At 36.3% G+C, this 22,796-nt stretch carries 21 protein-coding genes; 3 read left to right on the top strand and 18 right to left on the bottom strand.

Features of this window, described 5'->3' with window-relative positions; all coding sequences use genetic code 11:
- Positions 1–47: 47 nt before the first annotated feature.
- From C8269_RS10225 to C8269_RS10215, 3 genes are read right to left on the bottom strand one after another with little or no spacing between them, the layout of a single operon-like run.
- Positions 48–1,913 carry a PTS fructose transporter subunit IIABC gene (locus C8269_RS10225; protein WP_106461677.1) on the bottom strand — a complete coding sequence of 622 codons (1,866 nt, stop codon included), beginning with the start codon at positions 1,911–1,913 and terminating at the stop codon, positions 48–50.
- Entirely contained in the window at positions 1,903–2,808 is a 906-nt protein-coding gene (pfkB, locus tag C8269_RS10220; RefSeq protein WP_106461675.1) for a 1-phosphofructokinase, read from the bottom strand. Before pfkB ends, C8269_RS10225 begins: the two co-directional genes overlap by 11 nt.
- On the bottom strand, positions 2,805–3,479 hold the full coding sequence (locus tag C8269_RS10215; protein WP_234025881.1) for a DeoR/GlpR family DNA-binding transcription regulator: 675 nt from the start codon (positions 3,477–3,479) through the stop codon (positions 2,805–2,807). The genes pfkB and C8269_RS10215 overlap by 4 nt, the downstream gene beginning before the upstream one ends.
- Before the next feature lie 153 nt (positions 3,480–3,632).
- On the opposite strand from C8269_RS10215, the gene C8269_RS10210 reads away from it, so the two are divergent.
- Positions 3,633–4,208, top strand: a complete 576-nt coding sequence (locus tag C8269_RS10210) for a xanthine phosphoribosyltransferase (RefSeq protein ID WP_106461672.1) — start codon at positions 3,633–3,635, stop codon at positions 4,206–4,208.
- Positions 4,209–4,872: 664 nt separating this feature from the next.
- Here the strand turns inward: C8269_RS10210 and C8269_RS10205 are convergent.
- Together C8269_RS10205 and C8269_RS10200 are read right to left on the bottom strand one after the other, a co-directional pair.
- Complete coding sequence (locus C8269_RS10205; RefSeq protein ID WP_106461670.1) at positions 4,873–7,170, bottom strand: hypothetical protein; 2,298 nt, start codon at positions 7,168–7,170, stop codon at positions 4,873–4,875.
- Positions 7,163–9,235, bottom strand: a complete 2,073-nt coding sequence (locus C8269_RS10200) for an efflux RND transporter permease subunit (RefSeq protein WP_106461668.1) — start codon at positions 9,233–9,235, stop codon at positions 7,163–7,165. The genes C8269_RS10205 and C8269_RS10200 overlap by 8 nt, the downstream gene beginning before the upstream one ends.
- A 286-nt stretch (positions 9,236–9,521) precedes the next feature.
- Here C8269_RS10200 and C8269_RS10195 point away from each other — a divergent pair, with 286 nt between their 5' ends.
- Positions 9,522–10,691, top strand: a complete 1,170-nt coding sequence (locus C8269_RS10195; protein ID WP_106460365.1) for an IS110 family transposase — start codon at positions 9,522–9,524, stop codon at positions 10,689–10,691.
- A gap of 765 nt (positions 10,692–11,456) precedes the next feature.
- Here the strand turns inward: C8269_RS10195 and C8269_RS10190 are convergent.
- The 12 genes from C8269_RS10190 to C8269_RS10130 form a co-directional block, all read right to left on the bottom strand.
- A complete protein-coding gene (locus C8269_RS10190; RefSeq protein WP_106461823.1) occupies positions 11,457–12,401 on the bottom strand; it encodes an L-lactate dehydrogenase in 945 nt (314 codons plus the stop codon).
- Positions 12,402–12,504: 103 nt separating this feature from the next.
- Entirely contained in the window at positions 12,505–13,218 is a 714-nt protein-coding gene (locus C8269_RS10185; RefSeq protein WP_106461667.1) for a copper homeostasis protein CutC, read from the bottom strand.
- A gap of 8 nt (positions 13,219–13,226) precedes the next feature.
- On the bottom strand, positions 13,227–13,703 hold the full coding sequence (locus C8269_RS10180) for a hypothetical protein (protein ID WP_106461665.1): 477 nt from the start codon (positions 13,701–13,703) through the stop codon (positions 13,227–13,229).
- A gap of 21 nt (positions 13,704–13,724) precedes the next feature.
- Positions 13,725–14,165 (bottom strand): GNAT family N-acetyltransferase, encoded by a 441-nt coding sequence (locus C8269_RS10175; RefSeq protein ID WP_106461664.1) that lies wholly within the window; start codon positions 14,163–14,165, stop codon positions 13,725–13,727.
- A gap of 35 nt (positions 14,166–14,200) precedes the next feature.
- Positions 14,201–14,704: a hypothetical protein gene (locus C8269_RS10170; protein ID WP_106461662.1), complete on the bottom strand. Its 504-nt coding sequence runs from the start codon at positions 14,702–14,704 to the stop codon at positions 14,201–14,203.
- Positions 14,705–14,982: 278 nt separating this feature from the next.
- The gene (locus tag C8269_RS10160) at positions 14,983–15,609 is read right to left on the bottom strand and encodes an L-2-amino-thiazoline-4-carboxylic acid hydrolase (RefSeq protein ID WP_106461660.1); all 627 of its coding nucleotides are present in this window, start codon (positions 15,607–15,609) and stop codon (positions 14,983–14,985) included.
- Positions 15,610–15,660: 51 nt separating this feature from the next.
- Complete coding sequence (locus C8269_RS10155; protein ID WP_106461658.1) at positions 15,661–16,488, bottom strand: class I SAM-dependent methyltransferase; 828 nt, start codon at positions 16,486–16,488, stop codon at positions 15,661–15,663.
- A gap of 757 nt (positions 16,489–17,245) precedes the next feature.
- On the bottom strand, positions 17,246–17,392 hold the full coding sequence (locus C8269_RS11030; RefSeq protein WP_267895204.1) for a type I restriction-modification system subunit M N-terminal domain-containing protein: 147 nt from the start codon (positions 17,390–17,392) through the stop codon (positions 17,246–17,248).
- 368 nt (positions 17,393–17,760) lie between these two features.
- Positions 17,761–18,645, bottom strand: coding sequence for an ROK family protein (locus C8269_RS10145; RefSeq protein WP_106461657.1), 885 nt, complete (start codon positions 18,643–18,645; stop codon positions 17,761–17,763).
- Positions 18,645–20,069 carry a 6-phospho-beta-glucosidase gene (locus C8269_RS10140; protein ID WP_325034697.1) on the bottom strand — a complete coding sequence of 475 codons (1,425 nt, stop codon included), beginning with the start codon at positions 20,067–20,069 and terminating at the stop codon, positions 18,645–18,647. Before C8269_RS10140 ends, C8269_RS10145 begins: the two co-directional genes overlap by 1 nt.
- 136 nt (positions 20,070–20,205) lie before the next feature.
- Positions 20,206–20,727, bottom strand: coding sequence for a cysteine hydrolase family protein (locus tag C8269_RS10135; RefSeq protein WP_106461653.1), 522 nt, complete (start codon positions 20,725–20,727; stop codon positions 20,206–20,208).
- 10 nt (positions 20,728–20,737) lie between these two features.
- Positions 20,738–21,166: a hypothetical protein gene (locus C8269_RS10130; RefSeq protein WP_106461651.1), complete on the bottom strand. Its 429-nt coding sequence runs from the start codon at positions 21,164–21,166 to the stop codon at positions 20,738–20,740.
- Between the two features lie 197 nt (positions 21,167–21,363).
- On the opposite strand from C8269_RS10130, the gene C8269_RS10125 reads away from it, so the two are divergent.
- Entirely contained in the window at positions 21,364–21,717 is a 354-nt protein-coding gene (locus C8269_RS10125; RefSeq protein WP_106461649.1) for a class II SORL domain-containing protein, read from the top strand.
- A 46-nt stretch (positions 21,718–21,763) separates the two neighbouring features.
- On the opposite strand, the gene C8269_RS10120 is transcribed toward C8269_RS10125, so the two are convergent.
- Positions 21,764–22,795 (bottom strand): enoyl-CoA hydratase/isomerase family protein, encoded by a 1,032-nt coding sequence (locus C8269_RS10120; protein ID WP_106461647.1) that lies wholly within the window; start codon positions 22,793–22,795, stop codon positions 21,764–21,766.
- Between the last annotated feature and the right edge of the window lies 1 nt (position 22,796).

Genomic DNA, 22,796 nt, shown 5'->3' with positions numbered 1-22,796 from the left:
TAAAAATCCGTCAATATTATTAATGATTTAAAAGCTTAGCTAGCTTATTATTCTGGTTTTTTCTTGATTGCTCCAAGGATTAGGCCGCCAACTACAGCGCCTATTACTACTGCACCTACAAAGAGTAGGGCTTGGTTTAGGCTTGACATTGCTGGAAGGATGAAGATTCCTCCGTGTGGGGCTGGAGCGCTTACTCCGAAATATCCTACTATAGCACCAGCAAGGGCTGATCCTGCTATACATGATGGAAGGACTGTTTGTGGCTCAGCTGCTGCAAATGGGATTGCCCCTTCAGTGATGAAGGATGCACCTAGGATGTAGTTAGTAATTGTTGTCTTCTTTTGTTCTTCATTGAATTTGTTTTTGAAGAAAGTTGTAGCAAAAGCTATGGCAATTGGTGGGACCATGCCGCCTACCATTACTGCTGCCATAAAGGTTCCTATTCCTGTATCTGTGAAGGCACCTATTGCAAAGGCATAGGCTGCCTTGTTGATTGGACCACCCATGTCTGCTGCCATCATTGCTGCAAGGAGGGCACCAAGGATTACCATGTTTGCTCCGCCAAGTCCTGTTAGCCAGTTATTGATAGCTGTGTTTATTCCTGTAAAAATTGGATCTATTACAAAGAACATGATTGCCCCAACTATAAATAGGCCAAGAACTGGGTAGATAAGCATTGGTTTTAGACCTTCTACGGTCTTTGGTAGGTTTTTACAAGCTTTCTTAAGGAAGTTTACTACATAACCAGCTATAAAACCTCCGATTAGTCCGCCAATAAAGCCTGCTCCTCGGCTTGCCATAAGTCCTGCAACCATACCTGGCATTAGGCCTGGTCTATCAGCTATTGAGTAGGCTATATAGCCTGCAAGGATTGGAATTAGGAAATTGAAAGCATCTCCACCAAGTCCATTTAGGAAGGTGAAGGCCACTGATTCATTGCCTGCAAATCTTTCTATTAGGAAGGAGATAGCCATTAGGATTCCACCACCGATTACAAATGGTAGCATATGGCTAATACCATTCATGAGGTCTCCGTAGATTTTTTGTCCAAGAGATTGGCTCTCTTCGGCGTATTCTTGGCTGGCTCCGCCTTCTTCATGATAAATATTGGCCTTGCCTGCTAGGGCCTGGTCAATTAACTCATCTGCCTTTCTAATCCCATCTGATACTGGTCTTTGGATTAGCTTTTTGCCGTTAAATCTGGCTGTTTCTACCTTTTTATCTGCTGCAATTATTATAACATCAGCCGCATCTATTTCTGCTTGGGTGAGTCTATTTTTGATTCCATCAGATCCATTTGTTTCTACCTTGATATTTGCTCCCTTAGCCTTAGCTGCCTTTTCTAGGGCTTCTTGGGCCATGTAGGTGTGGGCAATACCATTTGGACAAGCTGTTACAGCTAGGATATTGCAAGCTTTTTTATCAGCTGGAGAAGCTTCAACTACTTCTTCTTTTTTAGCTTCTGAATATTTATCAATCACTCCATATACATCTTCAGGACTATTTACATTCTTAAGGTCGGCGATGAAGCCATTTTTCATTATCATCTTTGATAATTCTGCAAGTGTTGCAACATGGAGGTTATTTTCCCCATCTGGAGCTGCTATTGCAAAAAATATTTCTGTCGCCTCCCCATCAAGGGCATCGTAATCAAGTCCTCCGATTTTTCTAGCAAAGAGAACTGCTGGTTCTATTACTGTTGCGTTTTTGCTGTGAGGGATGGCTACTGATTCTCCAAGAGCTGTTGAGCCTTGGGCTTCTCTTTCTCTAAGGCCAGCTGCAAAGTCTTCTGCACTTTTTACATAGCCTTTTTCAAAAAACTTTGCTGCGATTTCATCGATTGCCGCTTCTTTACTGTCTGCTTTTAAGTCTAGGATCATCAGATCCTTTTTGAGTAAATCTCTAATTTCCAATTTCTTCTACCTCTACTTCCCTTAAAATATTGTTAATCATTGTCCTTTCAGCTATATCAGGACTAAATGCTGTTGCGCTGCCACAGGCTACTGCAAGCTTATAGGCATCTGTCTTATCGTAAGCATTTACAAGTCCGTAGACGAAGCCTCCCACCATACTATCTCCAGAACCTACTGAATTTACAAGCTTTCCTTTGATAGGTTTAGCCCTTAGGGCGATATTATCATCTACAAAGATAGACCCTTCCGCTCCTAGAGAAACTATTACATTTTGAGCACCAAGCTGGTTGAGCTTTTTGGCGTATTTAACCATATTTTCATCGGTGATTTCTGTTTCAAAAATCTTACCAAGTTCTTCCTTGTTAGGCTTAATTAGAAGTGGCTTGTATTTTAGGTAGTCTAAAACCCTCTTGTCAGCTATATCTATGGTAAATCTCGCCCCTGTCGCCTCTATGACCTTTTTATAAAAGTCTTCATCAAGGCTATAAGGAAGGGAACCCGAGATAACTATAATGTCATCTCCACTAATTTCCTTAAGACTTGCAAAAAATTCTTCTACTTCTTCCTTGGAAATGTTTGGGCCCTTGGCATTTATTTCTGTTTCGTGGTCATATTTTAATTTGACATTGATCCTTGAATTGTCTGCAATCCTTACAAATTTTTCCTTAAGACCCAAGTCTCTTACACCACTTGCTATATATTCTCCAATAAAACCACCCACAAAACCCAGATTTATAGGGTCTTCTCCGAGGTTTTTGAGGATTTTACTTGCCATAATCCCCTTGCCACCAGGATATTTTTCATCTTCATAAGCCCTGATTGTGGCCCCATCGCTAAACTTATCAAATCTCATGATATAGTCAATTGATGGATTTGTCGTAATTGTGTAAATCATCCTTCCTCCCTTATTAGTTCTACATCTTCCCTTTTTGCTATCCTTGCAAAGTACTTGATATTTTCCTTAGAAGAATCTGCCAAGACATAGGCCCTAGTCGCATTTTCTATTGCCTTTGCCTTAACTACAGCCTCATTAGTATCTGCTGTATAAAAGCCCTCCTCATCATAACCATTGGCCCCAATAAAGGCTAGGTCAAAATTGTAAGAGCTTATGGATTCTAAGGTCTTAATCCCTGTTATCACCATAGTTGATGGCTTTATCTCCCCTTCTAGAATGAGGGTTGGGATATTTTTAGAAATCAGCTTTTCTACATGCATAAGACCATTTGTTACTATCTTTATATCCATTGTCATATCCAGATAGTCAAGGATTTGATGGCAGGTAGAACCAGCATCTAAATAAATAAATTTGGCATCTCCTATAAGGCCTCCCGCCTTTTTGGCAATTGCTGCCTTCTCTTTGGTGTGGACCCTTTCATTGTCAAGATAATTTAGCTCGCTAGGATTGATATTAAGAACTGCACCTCCATGCACTCTTCTTATCTTGCCTTGCTTTTGTAAATAATCCAAATCACGCCTAAGAGTAGACTCGCTTACCTTAAGCTTTTCAGTTAGGACCTTATTTGATACCTTTTCCTCTTTTTCGAGGGTTGAAATTATAAGATCCAATCTTTTTTCTAATATCATGTTAATATTATAACATCAAATTCATTCAAAGTCAATCAAAAACAATCATAACTTCTCAAAAATTGACTAATTTTAGAAAAGAATTATAATTATAAAAAGCTTACAAATATTGATTTGATATGATAAGGAGATATGATGAAAGAACTAGAAGAAAGAATTCTCAAAGACGGAATTGTTATTGGTCCAAACATACTAAAGGTAGATTCATTTTTAAACCAACAGATAGATGCCAAACTTATACATAAAATGGGAGAAGAGTTTGCTGCCTACTTTAAAGACAAAAACATCGATAAGGTCCTAACTGTTGAATCATCTGGTATTGCTCCAGCCCTTGCTACAGCCCTAGAACTAGAAGTAAACTGTGTTTTTGCAAGAAAAAAACAATCTCTCACAACAAGTGAAGATGTCTACCACTCAAGCGTATATTCATTTACCAAACAAGTCACAAATGAGCTAATAGTAGATAAAAACTTCTTAAAAGAAGGAGAAAACATCCTCATGATCGATGACTTCCTAGCTAATGGCCAAGCAGCCAAAGGCATGGTAGCTCTTTGCAGACAAGCAGGCGCCAACCCTGTAGGACTAGGTATAGTTGTAGAAAAGTCATTCTCAGATGGCAGAGCCCTTGTAGAAGAAATGGGCGTTGATATCTATTCCCTAGCAAGAATTGCAAAACTAGAAGAAGGTAAAATCACCTTTGTAGAAGAATAAAAATATAAGCTGGTAAGAGACAAATCTTAACCAGCTTTTTTGTGTTTAAATATATAAATATGATATAATAAACTTGCCTAACATCCTATATTATTTAGGTGGAGGGAGGTGAGTCTATAATGACAACCATCATTTGGGAAAATTTTTATTTTCCGTTGTTTGTAGGTCTAATCCTGCTTCTAGCAAGCAAGATTCTAGATTCTATGGACAATTAAATCAAAAAGACACTAGTTTAGGCCTAGTGTCTTTTTTCGTGAGTCTAATCACGACTACCATCATTTGCTTTGTAAGAGGTGGCTTCTCTTATCTTTATTATATAACAAATCCCACATTTTTCAAGCTTATCTATTTGTCCCCACCTAGCAAATTATGATATAATACATTTGCCTAACACTCTATTTTATTTAGGTGGAGGGAGGTGAGTTATAATGCTAACTCTTATACTTTGGGAAAATTTCTATTTTCCATTGTTCGTGGGACTAATCCTGCTTTTTGTAAGCAAGTATTGGGATTCTATGAACAAATAATAACAAAAAATACCCCAGATTGCAGCTGGGGTATTTTTTAGTGAGTTATATCACTACTCTTATACTTTGCTTTGTAAGAGGTGGCTTCTCTTGATATTATTATATAACAAATCCCTTGTTTTTCAATATTAATTTTCTTATCTAATCTTTTCTATAATCCTTGACCTGGTTTCAAATTCACCACTTGTGCCTGAGATTGAATTATTTTTCCTAGCAAGGTTTGACATTTGGTCTAGGACTTCTTTGGCCTTGTCTAAATCGCCAGTTTTTTCTTCTAATTTATCTATGCCTTCTGCCTTATATCTTCTAAGGCCTGAGTCAAATTCGTCATATTTTGCCTTATAGGTGTCAGATCCTTCTTTTAATTTTAAAGCTCCTGCTCTTAGGTCCAGGATTCCTTTATTTAGGTCGTTTAGGCCTTGGGCCATTGGATTTAAGGCCTTGTCATTTATAGATGTTAGGTCTTTTAGGGCCTTAGATCTTTCATTAAATTCACTTAGACCACCTGCCAATTGTTCTGAGCCTGTCTTTAATTCTTCTGATTTTGAATCAAGAAGATTTAAGGCTTGGGCAAGTTTTTCTACACCTTCCTTATTCCTACTGGTACCTGCTGCTAATTTCTCGGAACCCGCCTTTAATTTAGAAAGTCCCTGGTCTAATTGGTCGAAGGCCTCAGCTAATTTCATCAAGTCACTTTTTTCTAAGCCTTGGTCAAGCTTGGCAAGTCCTGCTCCTAGGGCATCTGATGCCTGGTTTAGCTCTTGCTTAGAAGCATTTACTTGACTAGCCATTTCTGCTAAGCCTTGATTTAATTTACCCAGACCTGATGAAAGGTCATTTGATGATTGACTTAATTGGTTTAAGCCAGCTGAGATACTGGCATTTGCCTTGGCACTTGCAGCAAGATTTGAAGCATCTTTATAAAGTCCACTTTGGATGGCTCTTAGGCTTTCTATCTCTCCTGTCAATGATCCGTCAAGGTTTTTCGATTCAAGGCTTGCTATTTGATTTTCAAGAGCAGACGCCTTTTCATTTATACTTGATAGAGTTGCTTGACTAGATGGGGCATTTTGGCTTGCCTCATTTAGTTTTTCAAGACCTCCTGCAAGACTCACTTGAGACTTGCTTGCCTCTTCTAAGCCAGCACTTAACTTATTTAAGGACTCAGCCATAGGATCTATTTTTTGGCTAAAATCATCGATTCCTGCCTTTAGGGTCTTGATGCCCTTAGCAAATTCTGCCAAATCATTTCCATCAGATCCCTCAGATATTTTTTCTTTCATACTTACAAGGCCCTGGCTAAGCTCGTTAATTCCAGCATCTAGGTCATTGGCCCCTTGATTTAGGCCATCAGCCCCTTCTAAGAGGGCGGTCATATTTGAATTTATCTCAGCAACTCCTCCTGTATATTGGCCAAGGCCTGCATTTAGCCTTGCCCCTCCATTATTTAGGGCACTTATGGCTTCTTGCATTGGGCCAATCTTTTCTGGAAGACCTGCAAAGGCACCACTCATCTGATCAAAGCCGTCCTTTAATCTTTGGGAACCATTTGCTAGCTTATCAGCTCCACCTGCAAGGTCTCCTAGGCCTTGATTTAGGCTAGCTGATCCATCCTTAAGCTTAGCTGATGCATCGACTAGTTTGCCTGCATTTGCTGTTAATTCCCCTATCCCTTGATCAAGGTCATCAAGGGAATCCAAAGTCTTGCCATCTTGGAAAATTTCATTGGTAATTACAAGATAGGCCTCGCTTGGTTTGAAATTTTCAACATCCATCTCAATTTCAATCTCATCTTTAAACTTATCGAGCTTGTCTCCATCAAGGATTCCATCGAAATTATCCCTCATTCCAGGTGTTAGGATGCCAGTAACAATCTGGTTTTTACCATCTTTGATAATTTTTGCAGAATCAGCCTTAATATTTTTAACCTGGTCATCAGCAAAGGTCATCTCACTTGCAACTAGGTAAGGTGAATAGATAATTTTTCCTGACTTAAGGCTAGATTTTACTTTATTATGGGCACTTATGGTGATTTTTAGCTTACCTGATTTGCCATCTAGGTCCTTATAAGTTATATCCTTACCGTCAAGTTGGTATTTTATTTCCACATCCACTGGCAAGTCCTTGTCAGTCTTACCTTGGTAATAAAAGTCTTTGACATCACTATCTATGTCAATCTGGCCATCCTTGGCCTCGATTTTCTCATCGGTCTCTAGATTTTTGATATCCTTAAGGTCTGATTTATCCTTAATCTTGGACTTCTCATCCTTATTTATCCAAACAGAAACAGTCTTATCTTTAATCTCCCCTGCTTCCTTGCTTACATAAACTGTTTCATTTTTGCTAGCCTTAGGCTCAGCAGCGTAAGCTATATTACCTCCAAGGATTGCGCTTACGCTTAAAACTGCAAGGGCCTTTGTAAATTTTTTATTCATTTTCGTTTCCTTTCTTTAATCCTTTAGTAGTTTTTTCTATAAATGGAAGGGTGATTCCAATTATTGCTGGTAGGAAGATAATAATTACAAGCATTGAAATTATCGCACCCCTTGCCAAGAAAATACAAATAGTCGAAACAATCTCCATTTTTGAATAGATACCAACACCAATTGTCGCCGCAAAAAAGGCTAAGGCTGATGTAACAATTGATTTTGAAGTTTCCCTGACTGAAAGGTCGAGGGCCTTTTCGAGATTTCTGTGCTTTTTATATTCAAAGAGGAACCTATCCATCATCAAGATTGAATAGTCAATGGTTGATCCTAATTGAACTACCCCTATAATTATCGATGTAATAAATGGGATGGTGTGGCCAAAATAAAATGGGATTCCCATATTTATAAAAATAGCTAACTCAATTGCAGCAATCAAAACTATTGGAATTGCAAGTGACTTAAAGACTAGGGCAATGATTAAAAATACCACTGCGATTGATACGATATTTACCATCTTAAAGTCCCTGTCTGATAATATTGTCAAATCCTTTGTAAGAACTGCTTCACCAGTGAGCTTGCCCTCTGGGTCATGGGCCTTTACAATCTTATCTATAGCTGAAATTTGCTTATTTACCTCATCTGAGGCTGTCTGATATTTGGAATTTACCATTATCATCTGATAGCCACCTTGCTCAAAATTCTTCTTAAGCTTATCTGGTAAATATTCGCTAGGTAGGGTTAGGCCTGTCATAGAATTTATACTAAGTACATTGTTAACCCCATCCACATTTTCAATTTCTTCAATCATGGAATTAACAGATGTCTTTGATAGGTCATCTTTTACTACTATAAAGTGGCTTGAAGCCATCTTGTAGTCCTTTTTCATCTTATTTAGCGCAACTATTGAATCCAAATCTTGAGGGAGAGACCTATCTAAGTTGTAGTAAAGGTCGGTATTCCTTGACCCGTAGATAGCTGGTATGAACAAGAGCAAAAATACTATGAAGAGTTTCTTCCTATGTTTAATTGTAAAATTGGCTGTTCTTTCAAAACTAGGTAGGTAGACCTTGTGGTTAAACCTATTTACAAGTTTTTCTGCCATCAAAATCATTGGTGGTAAGACAACCACTGTTGAAATCAAACCCAAAAGTACGCCCTTACTCATTACAAGGCCAATATCTTTACCAAGGCCTAATTGCATAAGTAAGAGGACCAAAAATCCTGCAAAAGTAGTAAGGGATGAGGCAAAGATAGACGCAAGGGTTGAATCAACGGCCTTGGCCATAGCCTCGTTTTTGCTTTCATTTTTCCTCTTCTTTTCTACATACCTGTGATAGAGGAAAATCGAATAGTCTGTAGTAACAGCTAGCTGCAAAACAGCTGCGATAGCCTTGGTAATATAGGAAATTTCCCCAAGGAATAAGTTGGTCCCAAAGTTATACAAAATCGCATAGCCAATATTTAGCATAAACAAAAATGGGATAATAGTTGATTCGTTGGCAAATGATAAGACCACAAGGGCAAGTGCAACAGCAAGAGCCACATAGATTGGAGTTTCCTTATCAATCAAATCCTTAGTATCCTTAACCAAAGAAGAAATCCCGCTTAGGTATTTTTCCTTAGACTCAAGGCTCTTTATGGCATCAATAGCCTCCATAGTCCTTATAGATGAAGATGATTCAGAAAATTTAACCATAAGCAGGGTAGAATCCTCCGCATAAAAGGCATCCCTGATTTCATCTGGCAAAAATTCATTTGGAACCGTATCGCCAAGTATAGAAGACTTGGAAATTACATCCTCCACCCCATCAATTTTAAGGATTTCATCCTTGAGCACATCCGCATCATGGTCAGTCCCCTTAAGGATTAGCATGCCCGTAGCAGCATTTTTAAAATCCTTATCCAAGATTTCCTGGCCCTGAGTAGACTCTAGATCAGCTGGTAAATATGACAAGATATCATAATTGACACCAGTAGACTTATATCCTATCCAAGAAGGAATGAGCAATAAGGTCATAATAAGTAAAACTAATCTTGGATGATAGGAAATAAATTTAGATATTTTTTTCATTTCTAACTTCCTTATATAATGTATTTAGGTTGTTAAAGGTAACCTATAAGCCTTTTTCGACTAAGTATTATTCAGATTTACTGTATAATATTGTTATTAGATAGAGTGTACTCGTCACTTCCTTGAGATTTAATCTCGTACTTGAAAGAGTGAGTCCTCTAATCTTTTAACTGTTTACGAATAAGTTAGATGTTGACCCTTTCAGGGTACTTCGTATATACCATAAGGCAGTAACGTTATTAGATTTTGAGGTGTCTATCTAAAATACTTTTTTATGAGGTTTCAAATGTTCTATTTAGGTATCGATATTGGTAAAAATACTCATGTTGCTTCATTAGTTGATGACAAGAAAAAGGTTATTTTTAAGGCTTTTTCTTTTTCAAATTCCATTAATGGCGCTGAGAGTTTAGTCCTTAAACTAGAAGCTTTCAAAAATGAACTTGAAGTTGGTATGGAAGCTACAGGTCATTATTGGTTATCTCTATACTCATATCTTGCCCAAAAAAACTTTACTGTTCGTGTTATCAATCCAATCCAAACTGACGGTTGGCGACAAGGTGTAGAAATCAGAAAGAGAAAAACTGATATTATTGATTCTCTTTTAATAGCTGATCTTCTTAGATATGGAGATTTCGTTGAGACTTCACTTTCTAATGAAGATTATTTGTCTTTGAGGAATCTTTCCAGATTTAGGTCCTACCTCATTTCTTCAATTGGCGATCTTAAAAGAAAAACTATTGCACTTTTAGATCAAGTTTTTCCTGAATACGCCTCTTCTTTTAGTAATATTTTTGGGAAGACTTCTAAGGAAATTCTTTCAAATTTCTCTACTCCTTCTGATTTTGAGGATATTAATTCTGATGATTTGAATACTTTTCTTGAATCTGTTTCTAAGAAAAACTATGCTTCTAAGAAGATTGATGAGCTTTCTAAAAAGGCTTCTTCTTCTTTTGGTATTAATTTCTGCCTGGATTCTTTTAGTCTTCAAATCAAAATGCTTATTGAGCAAATTTCTTTTATTCAAACTCAGGTTTCTAATGTTGAGAATGAAATTGAGGTTTTACTTGAAAAACTTAATTCTCCAATTACTACTATTCCAGGTATCGGTTCTGTTAATGCAGCTACTATATTAGGTGAAATTGGTGATATTAAAAGATTTTCTAATCCTTCTAAACTTGTCGCTTATGCTGGTTTGGATGCTAGCATTTCTCAGTCTGGAGAATATGAATCTACTTACAATCATATGAGTAAAAGAGGTTCTCCATACCTTAGACGTGCTTTGTTTCAATCTGCTCTTAGAGCTGAATTTTGTGATCCTGTTTTCTCAGATTATTATCAAAAAAAGATTAGTGAAGGAAAACATCATTTAGTTGCTACTAATGCTGTTGCTAGAAAGCTTTGTCATACTATTTTTGCTGTTCTTACTAAGAATGAACCTTATCAAGTGCAGAGTTAGTTTTTGCTTAACTGTTTACAAATTTTTGATAAAGCTTCTGTAAATGGCGAGCGAAGCTAGGGTGTAGCCTTTACCTTTTACAGGTTTTTTTGAAAAAAATTACAATTTCATGAGCAAAAAACTTATGAACCCAATATTTAAAATCTATTAAATATTAGGTCTTTTTGTTGTGCCTATTTTTATTCATTTTTTATCTATATCAATCCCTATATTTTTTTATTTCACCTCTTGACTTTTAATAGTTAGTCTTTCTAAATTCGGACTAAATAATTTAGCCACAAGCTAAGACCTAAAAGAAATTTCTTAAGATTGGCTTTTATGAAATATTCCTATTAGTAAAAGGCATTTAATAAGTTATGATTCATAATATATTATTTGCTCTTTATTAAGAAACTTAATATTGTAAATGTTTTGAAGTCATCTTTTAATAAATAATAGGTCTTAACTTATATATCTTAAAATATATTTTTCATGTCCTGGCTATATAATACACCTACCAACATAATATTCAAGTTTTGAAATAATATGATTTATAATTAATAAAATAAAAATATTTATCTATTATTGAAAAAAGTCCTAATTTAAGCCAAAAGTCCAAGAAGAAAAATATTTTTAAAAAATTAGATTTTATAAAAAAGAATATAAAGAAAACCCTAGCCAAGCTAGGGTTAATAGTGTAATAGTAGTTAATATTTAGTTAAATGTATTTGTGGGATTTGCCAGTCATAGCTTGGCTATGGCTATTTTCATAGACTAATGAGCCTATTAATCGTATAGGCCTGCATCCTCCATTACCTTTCTTAGGGTAGCTGCAGACTTGTCCATTCTTTCTTGCTCTGTATCTGTTAAAGGCACGTCGATTACCCATTTTGCACCATCCTTGCCGATTACTGTTGGCACTCCTATATAGATATCCTTTTGGCCATATTCACCATCAAGATAGGATGATGTTGAGTAAACTGCCTTTTCATCATTAATTATAGCTTGTGCTAGGCGGGCTAGGGCTGCTCCTATTCCGTAGAAGGTTGCCCCCTTCTTATTAATGATCTCATAGGCTGCATTTTTAACCTTATCGAAAGTAGCTAATAGCTCCATCTCATCGACTTGCGAATGCTTAGACACCCATTCGTATAGTGGAAGGCCACCTATATTTGTATGGCTCCAAACAGGGAATTCTGTATCTCCGTGCTCACCTAGGATATAGGTATCCACACTTCTTGGATCGATACCAACAAGCTTGGCTATTTCCTTCTTAAACCTAGATGTATCAAGGCTTGTACCAGATCCTATAACCTTGTTGCAGTCTGCACCTGAATATTTCCAGGTAGCGTAAGTTAGGATATCAACAGGATTAGCAGCTACTAGGTAGATCCCTTCAAAACCTGAATCCTTAATCTTGCCAATCATATCCTTAAAAATCTTCAAATTCTTATCTACAAGGTCTAGACGGGTTTCGCCTGGTTTTTGTGGTGCACCTGCGGTAATTACAACAAGCTCAGCATCAGCACAATCGCTATAGTCAGCCTTATAAATCTTCTTAGGTCTCGCAAAACTTAAAACATCAGATAAGTCCATGGCATCTCCCTCAGCCTTATCCTCATTGATATCTATAATTCCAAGCTCTCTGCCGATACCCCAAAGGGTAGCAGCATAGGCAAAAGATGAACCAACAGCTCCATCACCAATTAATATAATCTTACTATCTTTAATCATTATTTTTCCTTTCAATCTATTCTACTCAACGTTTCTATAATAATTTTATCAAAAATATAAAAACTTACTATGACCTAGGTCACAAAAAGAAAAAAATATTTTAAAGAGAATCGAGAACTTCCCTCGCCATCTCAATTTCTATGCCGACCGCATAAGAATAATCAGAAAAAGCCCCTCCAAAATTATTATAGGAGGTCTCTGTTTGGTAATAATCTCTAGCTGACATATGGAAAGACTCAATCCCAGTTTTCTCGTAAATCTCCTTGATATTTGAAGAATTTATTCCAGAACCAGCCATAATTTCGATTTTGTCACCGTATTTTTCTTGCAAATCTCTTATTAAATCTAAGCCATCTATAGCCTTAGGCTTCTTGCCAGATGTAAGAATTCGCTCAACTCCCATCTTAATTAAGTCCTCAACCTGATCTTCCCCACCAATTGAATAATCAAAGGCCCTGTGAAAGGCCACAGACTTTGGATAGGTCAGATAAACAAGTTCTTTCATAGTTTCTATGTCAATTTTGCCATCAGCATCAAGGACACCAAAGACAAAGCCGTGGATTTTCATATCCTTAAAGGCCATAATCTCCTCTTTCATCTGGGCAATTTCTAGCCCATCATAGGTAAAATGCCCAGGACGAGGCCTAATCATCACATATTTTTCAATATCAAATTCTTCACAAAGCCTCACAAGACCCACCGATGGAGTAAGGCCATCCAGGTCAAGAGCTGAACAAATCTCAACCCTATCAGCCCCAGCCACTACAGCTGAAATCATCGAATCATAAGAATCAATACACACTTCTAATTTCATAAGCCCTCCTAAATATTATCCTGCCTCAAATTCTTATAAATGCCTGGTATAAAAAGTCCCAAGACCTCTTTTTGTATATCCTTATTATCCAAAAGCAAGCTATAAAAATCCTTATTTTGGTCAAAGCCAGCAATCAAGGCATCTTCTACATTAGAATAAAAGGAAAATCTAAAGTCATCTTCGCTGTTATTTCTCGCTGACTTTCTAAGGTCATCAGACCTCATCATCAGGTCCCTAATCTGCATGATAGCCCTTGATGCCTCATCCACATCCAGATTCAACCCGGTCCTAGCATTGATATCATCAATTATTTCAGAAAGCTTTTTCTTATTATCAGCCCCTAGGCTTCCCCCTCCCATATTCATGGTTTCATAGGTCGCATATGACTGGAGGACATCGATGATAAAGCCCTCCTCGATGGCTTGCTTCATGGAATATAGGTGAAAGGCCAGCTCTCGGCCCTGCCTATCCTTGCATCCAAACATCTTGTATTTTTAAAATTACCTTTAGAAAAATTTATGGTAGAAGCATGCAGAATCTTTCAAATCCCAAGCGCCTTGTTTTACATAAAAATTATAGGCTCGAGAATTTTTTAAAGTAGTAAAAAATGCACCGCTTATACCTCTTTCCTGCAATTCTTTTATACTTGTTTGGTAAAGTTTTTTTGCCAGACCTGTCCCCCTATATTTTTCAGAAATGAAAAACTCATCAATATAAAAAGTTGATTCAGTCGCATATCTTCTTATATGACCAATTATTGCACCAATTATTTTATTTCCATCGACAATTAGATTGCCAAAAAATTTAGGAAAATCTGAAACATCGGTTAAGGATTCCAGGGCTGTTTCTGCTGTCCATTTATCATTCCAAGGTGGACCATTATAGACATCTACCATTAACTTTGCTAATTCTTCTAAATCTGATTTTGATATTTTTCTAATTTCCAAATTTTTCTCCTCGAGATTTCTTAATCAAATTTATTTTATAATCCCAGTAACACCACTAGCCAAGCTTGGATTATGGATACTATTGGAATTAGTAATGGCATCAAGATAAAATGTTCCTTAATGGCCAAATGTTTCATCCAATTTCCAAATTTGTAGTCCTCATGCCCTTCTGTGCCTGGTATGACTATCCTATCCTTGTACTTTCCTTGGAATAAAAGAATATCCAACAAAAGGAAATCTCCAAAGTTTAATATTATCCACTGAATATAGCTCATCCAGAAAAGATCTCTAAGTCCTCTTGTTCCCGTATGTAAAAGAGAAGCCACTCCATATATCAAACATATTATTGAAATTACATATGTAAGTATTAAATTTATTCTTTTTTCTTCCTTTGTCATCTTTACTGGAGCCGAATTTTGAATTGCCTTTGGATAAGAATCGAAGAAAAATCTTGGGTTAATCAGTACAAAAGCTGCCACTGAACCGTTAAAGATAGCAGCCATTGCAATTCCATCTAATATTGCTCTTGTTATATCCATAATATTCTCCTTATTTATTTTCTAAAAATATTTTTAGTTTCTTAGCCTAATCTTTAGGATGTCCATGGAGAAATTATCCGTGGCTCATTCCTTCAAATACTGCCTTTGCATTTTCTACCTTTGCATACTCAAGCATCTGATCCTTGTTCTTTAAAACATTTTTTTGACCCCAAAAAGTCTTACTATTGTCGATTCAATTTTATAAGTAAAACTCATTTCACACCTTCATTAATAATCATTTATAAGTTTTTACCAATACTTATTCTTGTAACTTAACTTCATTCCCTATCGCCCGTGATAAAATAATCACAACAATCCGCTCCATTTGCTATAGTATCATTTCTGTGAAGTACTCCATGTTCAAGACTTATCATAAGCTCATCAAGCTCACAAAATAGGGGCATTAATTCATCGACACCCAGCTTCTTTGTGTAAGCACAAATGGGACAGCGTGTAATTCTATAATAACAAGCACCCTCATAGGGTTCTCCCACAAAATCAACCTTAAAGGATGTAGGATAGAGCTTTTCTTTTTCATCTGTATACCACTTGTAATACTTAAGAATATTTTTCTTATTGGCCTGTTTTCCAATCTTAGTATTGAGGTTGATTAAAGAAAAATACCATTTAAAAGAATAAAGAGTTCTTCGCATCATCTCTTGAATGATTTCTGGTGGAATTTTTTTCTCACTTGCTATATATGGAGCAACAAAGACAAGGGCGAACATCTCATTGTATGCCATTGGATTGTCATCGCCGATATCATCTGCCTCTTCTATTAATTTTCGATAAATTTTTTTACTCTTCTTAATAATTTCTGAACCATATACTTTATCATACTTTTCTGTAAGAACTTTCTTCATTGGACCCTTAAATAATAAGAAATAAAAAGCTTTGTATTTCATCTTGCACACCCTATCAACTTTCTAAATTTGTCTAATAATTTATATACAATTTTATTTTCTCCCAATAAGAAGAGTTGAGCCGTAAAGTCCTAAGAATAAGGCTTCTTTGTGTCCCATAAAAAGCCCCTTTGTTGTATCAATTAATTGCACATCTTCGTAGCCATCTTTTTTAAGCTTTTCGATAAATTTATTCATATCTCCGTATCTTGACTTGCTCATCAGATCATGGATGACAAAAACTCCACCTTTTTTTAGCACACGCAATGTCTCCAGTAAAAGTTTTTGTTTGTTTTTCCCACTTATATTGTGATAAACGTAGTTGCTTGTTACTGCATCAAAACTTTCATCTTCAAAAGGAAGATCCACTGCATTTCCTTCTTCAAATCTCACATTCTCTACTCCCTCTAATTTTGCATTATTTTTACAGAGTTCTTTAGAAAATTCAGTTTTATATGAACCTTTCCATATGTCACAGCCCACAATGGTCGCCTTTGGATTATTCTTTGCACAAGCTATAGTAAGAGCTCCACTACCACATCCTACGTCAAGTCCAAGTCCACCATCAGGAATTTTTACATAAGCTGCAGTCTTTTCTATAATTATTTTGGCAAGCTTTCTTTTTCCATTGTAATCAAAAGCCCTATGTAGTACTCTCATCCAAATTACAAAGAAAGTAAGTTTCAGCGTTGCATATCCAAGAATAATGGCAAATATAAGACGAGTTCTTCCGCTAAATACAAAGTCACTGACACCAAGGGCTATAAATAGGATAAAAGCCACGAGGCTTGCAAGTATTAAATTCCTTAACAAGCTTTCAGGAACCCAGTTTTTGTAGTCAGCTTTTGTTTTCTTGTTGTCAATAAAATTTAATTTTCCCATAAATTTTCTCCTATAAATAATAAATTTAATCCCTGACTTATAAGCTTATAAATTCATATTTGTATAGTTTATCAATAAGGTTAGGTAGTAAACAAAATATATTAAATTGAACCAGCCACAGCAAATAATCATATGCAAACCCTTTGGAAATCTATCAACAAGGGGAGTGAGAATCAAAAGAAATATGGGTGTAAATAAGGCTTGCCATCATAATCATTAGGATTATAATATAAGGTCATATCTCCCAAAAACATCAAGAAGAAGCCCAAATGACCTATCAATATAGCCTTTATAAAGTAACAGTTAAAGGCCTTCTTTTATCGCATGATATCAATTATCACTTTCATTATAGCATATAAGACTGGTTCCTTTCAAATATATAATCTACTGCCTTAAACTAAGAAAAAAAAAGCTAGCCCGAAAATGTACTGACCCCGAAAAGTTAGACCAAAAAAATAACCAAAGGAGGTAAATTTTTTAATTGCAAAATATAGCACAGAATTTAAAATAAAAGTAGTAAAGGAATATTTTGAAACAAATATCTCATATAAATCTTAATCAGAAAAATATAAACTTTCTCATCAATAAATAGTAAAAAGATGGGTAAATGCATACAAGTCACAAGGCTATGAAGGGCTAAAAGTAAAGAAAAAAAATACACAATACACTAAAGACATGACTTTTTCTTGTATTTTAGATTCTATTTTTGACATAAACCGTTGCCCATACTCCTTTCCTACAAATTGCATTTTTATTGCTACTCTTCCTTGTAGTCTTTAAAAATTTCATCCTTAGTCGGCTCAAGAACGAATTCAAATCTCCTAATTATTGTCATTTGGATGATGACATTCCCGTATTTGTCAGGCATATAGACGCCCCTTAATTTATTGGCTATGGCCCATATAAAATTAGCTTCCTGGCTTATGTCTATTGACTAATCTGGGTCGATATTGCCAGTAGCTGTTAAGTTTTCAGTCATGATTTCTCCTCTGTTTACGATTTCTTAGCTTTATTATATAATATTCTCCCTGCTTATATATATATCAAATTATCTTAAAATGTCCCGATTTAATTTAATAGGTATTGAAGTGCATTTGAAGAGTAGTCTTATTCACTCTTGTATTATTATATCTTGTATATTATCCTTAAAGTCTGCTTTGATACCCTCCCTTAACTTTATTTCAATACCCCCTTTTAATTTTGTTTTAATATGTAAGGAAATTTTATGCCATAAAAATAGAGTTAAGCTTGAGCCTAACTCCGTTTTTATGCTTATTTTTGTATATGTTTATAAAGAGCGCCTATGAGGTTGGCGTCGTTGAAAAATTTGCAATTTGTTAGCTTTGGTACCTTTAGGTCAAGTCCCATTGAGTCGTAGATTTTTTCTAGCTCTTCTTTTAGGATTGTATGGGTCAATTCTTGCCTGCTTATGCCTCCGCCTATGGCAAAGATTTCTGGGTTTAGGACTAGGTTTAGGTTATAGATCAAAAAGGCTATGATTGATAGGTAGGCCCTTATTTCTTCTAGGGCTACTTCATCGCCATTTTCTGCAAGAGAGAATACATATTCCCCATTTGCATTTTCTTTTGCTAAATTTAGCCTTTCTACCACTTTTCCCACCATTTGAGGCACACTTGCTATGGCACACATAGAATTTTCCATTTTTCTTTCTGCCATAATATTTGTAAGGATAAAGGATAATTCTCCTGCTATTAGGTCACTTCCCCTGTAGATCTTTCCATCTATCATGATTGCCCCGCCTATTCCTGTTCCTAAGACTAGGGTCACAGAGTTCTTATAGGCTTTGAGATTTCCTTGCCAATATTCAGCTAGGGCCGCGCACCTAGCATCATTTTCTACTGTCACAACTTTGCCAAATCTCTTGCTTAATTCATCAACTATTGGCCAATTTTTGATATAAGAAAGGCTGCCTCCATTTACAATAAAACCTTTTTCTGAATCTATAAAGCCTGGCATGGATAGGCCTATACCACTTATTTGGTCCTTGTATTTGTCTACAATATTTTCTAGGGATTCGACAAAGTCTTCTCTATTTGTCCTTACTGTGTCAAATTTTCCCCTTTCTTTAATTTCGGCTTTGTCATCCATCAGGGCATATTTGCTGTGGGTGCCGCCTACATCAAAAACTAAATACATTAGTCAAGGTCCTCGCCGTTTGATCCTATGACTTTTTTGTACCAATCAAATGATTTTTTCTTAGTTCTCTTGAGACTGCCCTTGCCGTAATCATCACGGTCTACATAGATAAAGCCGTATCTCTTACTCATTTCACCAGTGGATGCTGATACTAAATCTATTGGTCCCCAAGTTGTGTATCCTATGACATCTGCTCCATCAAGTTCTACCGCATCTTTCATGACCTTGATATGGTCTCTTAAAAAGTCTATCCTATAATCATCATTCACATAGCCATTTTCATCAGCCCTATCGACAGCTCCTAGGCCGTTTTCTACTACAAATATTGGCTTTTGATACCTGTCATAGATTTCGTTTATGGTTGTCCTAAAGCCTAGTGGATCTACTTGCCAGCCCCATTCGGTTTTTTCTAGGTATGGGTTATCTACTGTGATTTGTAGGTTGGATTCTGAAAGTTTGATGTCCTTATCAGCACTTACTGTCTTTGTTGTGTAATAAGATATTGATACGAAATCTACTGGATTTTCTCTTAAAATTTTCTTATCTTCTTCTGTAATTTCTGGTAAAATTCCCTTTCTTTCAAGCTCTCTTAGCTTATAAGTTGGATAATAACCCCTTACCTGCACATCTGTAAAGAAGTAATTGTCCCTGGCTGTCTTTTGGGCTTGGAAGATATCTTTTGGATTGGATGTGGCAGGATAAATTGTTCCTGAGTTAAGCATACAACCTACTTTTATCTCTGGATCGATTTCGTGGGCAATTTTTGTAGCATAAGCACTTGCCAAAAACTCGTGGTGGATAGCTTGATACATGGTCTTTTCAATGTCTTCACCCTCTTCAAAGCATAAGCCCGCTCCCATAAATGGTGCTGCAAGGATTACATTTATTTCATTAAAGGTTAGGTAGTATTTGACCTTGCCCTTAAATCTTGTAAAAATTGTCCTTACGAGATTTTGATAAAAATCGACAACCTTTCTATTTCTCCAACCACCATATTCGTGGATTAGATGCATTGGAAAATCGAAATGGGTTATGGTAATTAGAGGTTCTATATTATATTTTAAGCATTCATCTATGAGGTCTTCATAAAATTTTAGACCAGCTTCATTTGGCTTTTCTTCATCGCCCTTTGGGAAAATTCTTGTCCATCCTATAGAAAACCTATAAACTCCAAAGCCCATTTCAGCAAAAAGGGCTATATCTTCCTTGTATCTGTGATACATGTCTATGGATTCCTTGGCTGGATAAAAGTGGTCATCATCAAATTCAAACATCTTTTTTCTGCCTGTAATTACAGCGACCCTGTCTTTTCCCACAGGGCAAAGGTCAACATTGGCAAGGCCCCTGCTATCTACATCATAGGCTCCTTCGCATTGGTTAGCAGCTGTTGCTCCTCCCCACAAAAAATCATCTCTAAATGTCACTTTACTCTCCTTATTTTTCATAAAAATTTTATGCAAAAACTATCTTATTATAAAAATACCCAATTAAAGGATCTAAAAATCATATAATTAAAAGCTTTAGCAGGATTTTTTCGCTTAAGCTTTTATAATATTATTTTTAAAGTTCTTTGGATTTTATTATATTGACCTGACAAGACTTCATAGCAGCTATGGCTGTTTGGTGGGCCGCTTTGCTTGTAGCCTTGCAGAGGTCTTCTATTACAGTGACTTCTGTGTCAAGAAGGGCGTTTTTAATCATTAGGGCATTGGAAATCACGCAAATATCTGTGCATATTCCAACCATATAAATCTGGTCAATTTTTTCTTTTTTGTTTAAGTCTTCTAGATATTCCACAAGCTCATAAGAGCCGAAGGATGGCTTATCTATGATTTTTTTGCCCCTGGTGTCAATTCTTACTTGCCAGCCGCTAGTCCCCCTTATGCAGTGGGTTACAGGAAGGTGCTTGCCTTCAAGGCTAGCTAGGTAATCATCATCGTGGGTATCTCTTGTAAAGATAACTTCCCCATCAAAATTTTCTACTAGCTTATCAATCGGATCAACTATCGCGTCATTGCCAGCATTGCCTAGGGCCCCATCTATAAAATCATTTTGTAAATCCACTACTATTAGTACTTTCATTTTTTATCTCCTAACTTTCTAAATCAGCGATTTGCTCATCTAATTTATCGGATATTTTTCCTACAGTATGCCTAAGTTCTTTGAGAGCCAGTAAATTTTCTTTTATCTCCCCTTGGACTCTGATATCGGTGAAGATATTGTCAAAGATTGTGTCAAAAAGCTCATCTGATAGCCTATCTGGCACGCCTTTTGGCAAGCTTATACCTACATCGCTAAGCTCTTTATTTAAAGATTCTAAATTTTTTGGCAGGTCCTTTAAAATATCATTTGCCTTGCCTATCTTATTTCTTTTTACGAGGCTTGGAATAAAATCTCCTCCCAAAAGGTCAAGGATACCCCAATTTGAGGCAGAATTTAATTGCTTTATAGCTTGGTCAATTTTGTCAATCACAGCCTCTGCGGCCACCTTTGCTTCCTTTAATTCTTTTAACCTATCCACGCTTGCCTCCTTTGTTGATTAGCTATAGTCTATTAATAATTTTAAATCCTTCATAATTTTATTTACGACTTACCTATATTATAGCACAAAAATCTATGTGGTGTTTAATTATATTTTTATGCAAATTTTATGTTTACAAATTATCTGCAAGGGTATATATTTAATACACGATATTACGTAAATTTATGGAGGATAATATGAAATTAACTGAAACAGTTCAAACTGCAGATTGGAAAGCTGAAAAACACGTTCCTTTTCTAGAAGCTAAAAGAGAAGGCAACCTACTTCACATCAAGGCATTTGTAGGCGAAGAAATTGCCCATCCAAATACACTTGAACACCATATCGCATGGATTAAGGTATTCTTCAAGGCTGAAGGAGCTAAATTCCCAATTGAAGTTGGTTCTTATGAATTTAAGGCTCATGGTGAAGATGAAGTCTTCTCAATTCCAGAAGTAGAAGTAAGCATCCAAACAGAAAAATCTGGCGAAGTTTACGCCCTAAGCTACTGCAATATCCACGGCCTATGGGAAAACTCTATAGAAGCTTAATTATATAACATTAAAAGCGAGGATTTAATTCCTCGCTTTTTCTTATCTACTTAATTTTTAGAAGGGCCTTTACTTCTCTTTCATCCACATCAGCAAAGCTTGATACAGGCCAAGCTGCCTTATTGTCCTTATCTATAAGCTTGGCCCTGATGCCTTCTTTGATAGCGCCTGTCTTTAGGCCGTATCTGATTATATCTAGGTCTAGGTCGATTGTTTGCTTGCGGGTTAATTTTTTTCCTAGGAAATATTTTTCAAATTGGACCTTAACCATGAAGGGGTCTCTTGATTCTAGGGCTTCTAAGCTTTCTCGTGCAAAATCATCATCAGCTTCTTTTAGGCTTTTTACAATTTCTTCTACAGAATCCTTAGCGAAGTGGGCCTTTATCTTGGCCGCATTTTCTATATTTGGGCTGGCGCCTTCTTTTATGGCAAAGCCTGAAATTTCATTCTTTATGTCCCCTATTAAATCTTCGCTTGTTTCTGATAATCTTACTATTATTTCTAAAATCTCTTGATAATCTTTATGATTTATTAGGATGTGGGCAAGGTCGTTTTTTACCAAATCTATTGGATATAGCCTTGATCCTATTAGGCCGACATATTGGCCAAGGGCCCTGTCAAGCCTTGATATATAGTAGCCTACAGATACATCTGGCACAAAGCCTAAGCTTGTTTCTGGCATGGCCCAGTTTGTTGTTTCATCTGCTATGATTAGGTCAGAATGGATGGTAAGACCAATTCCCCCGCCCATTGTGATGCCGAACCAGTGGCTTACGATTGGCTTTGGATAATCCATGATGTATTTATTAAGGTCAAATTCCTTTTTGAAAAATTCTTCCTTCTTAGGTGTGTCATCATTTGTAAGATAATTATAGTAAATTTCTTTTAGGTCTCCACCTGCTGATAGGCCCTTTTCTGCATGAGAATCAAAAAGGATTGCCCTTATATCCTTATCTTCTTCAAATTTCTTAAGAGCTTCATATATTTCATCGACCATTTGACCATTTATGGCATTGAGGGTCTCTGGCCTATCTAGGTATATCAGTCCGACTTTATTTCTAACTTCTGTATTTATCATA

Source organism: Anaerococcus sp. Marseille-P3915, assembly GCF_900258475.1.
Lineage (GTDB): Bacteria > Bacillota > Clostridia > Tissierellales > Peptoniphilaceae > Anaerococcus > Anaerococcus kampingae.
This window is presented reverse-complemented; position numbering and strand designations above follow the sequence as displayed.